The sequence below is a fragment of the Streptomyces niveiscabiei genome (assembly GCF_001419795.1).
GTDB classification, from domain to species: Bacteria; Actinomycetota; Actinomycetes; order Streptomycetales; family Streptomycetaceae; genus Streptomyces; species Streptomyces niveiscabiei.
Genome location: NZ_LIRL01001452.1, coordinates 1 through 1034 on the forward strand (window position 1 = coordinate 1; position 1034 = coordinate 1034).

Annotated in this window: 1 protein-coding gene; it reads left to right on the top strand. The window is 73.0% G+C overall.

Annotation, left to right across the window (positions count from 1 at the left end):
- The first annotated feature begins 178 nt into the window (after window positions 1–178).
- Window positions 179–898 carry a DUF2470 domain-containing protein gene (locus AOK24_RS44890; protein WP_055725532.1) on the top strand — a complete coding sequence of 240 codons (720 nt, stop codon included), beginning with the start codon at window positions 179–181 and terminating at the stop codon, window positions 896–898.
- Window positions 899–1034: the final 136 nt, after the last annotated feature.

The window sequence follows — 1034 nt, forward strand, 5'->3', positions numbered from 1 at the left end:
GTGCTGGTGTGGGGCTGGGGGTGCCGGCGTGGGGTGTGCTTCCCGGTGGGCCGGTGTGAGGCGTGCCTCGCCGGGGGTGGGTGGTTGGCGTGGATGTGGTGGTTGGCGTGCGCCCGGTGGTTGGCGTGCGCTCCGATCTTCGGTAAGTTAGGTGAGGCTTACCTAAGGAGATCTTCGGATGGGTGACAACCCGAGCTGGACTGCCGCGCCTTCTGCGGCGCAACGCGCCCGGTCGATCCTCGCGACCGCCTGGTCCTGCGGGGTCACCGCGGACGGCGGACGCGAGGAGTTCATCGGCGCCCACACCGTCACCGACGACGGCCGCGTACTGCTCTCCGTCCCCGACGACAGCGCCCTCGTCACCGCCGCGATCTGCGCGCCGCGCGGCGAGCCCTCCGCGGTCCTGGAGTTCGCCGACGTCGCCCCCGTCCCCGTCCGGAGCCGCATCCGCTCCCGCCTCTGGCTCGCCGGCTGGTTCGCCCCCGAGGACGGGGTCCTCGGCTTCCACGCCACGCGCATCGTACTCAAGCAGCCCACGGGCGCGGTCGTGGTGGACCGCGACGAGTTCGCCACCGCCACGCCGGACCCCCTCGCCGGCGCCGAGGCCCAACTCCTCACGCACCTCGCGGACTCGCACCCCGACGCGGTCGAACGCCTCACGCGGCTCGTCGGCCGGGACAGCCTCCACGGCGCCGTCCGCGTCCACCCTCTCGCCGTGGACCGCCACGGGCTGACGCTGCGCATCGAGCGGGCCCGTACGCATGGGGATGTGCGGCTCGCGTTCCATGCGCCGGCCGACGATGTGTCCCAACTGACCGAGCGGATGCATGCGTTGCTGACGCAGGCGAGCGCGGCGTCCTGCGGGCGGGCGTTGCAGAGGCAGCGGGAGGAGGGGTGAGGGCGCTTTGTGGCGGGGGCGCCGAGAAGGGAGTTCGTGGTGTCGGTGTCGGTGTCGAGGGACGTGGGGTTCGCGGTGCCGGCTGCTCAGGGGCGCGGGGTTCGTCGTGTCGGTTGAGTGGTCCGGGGGTCTCGGG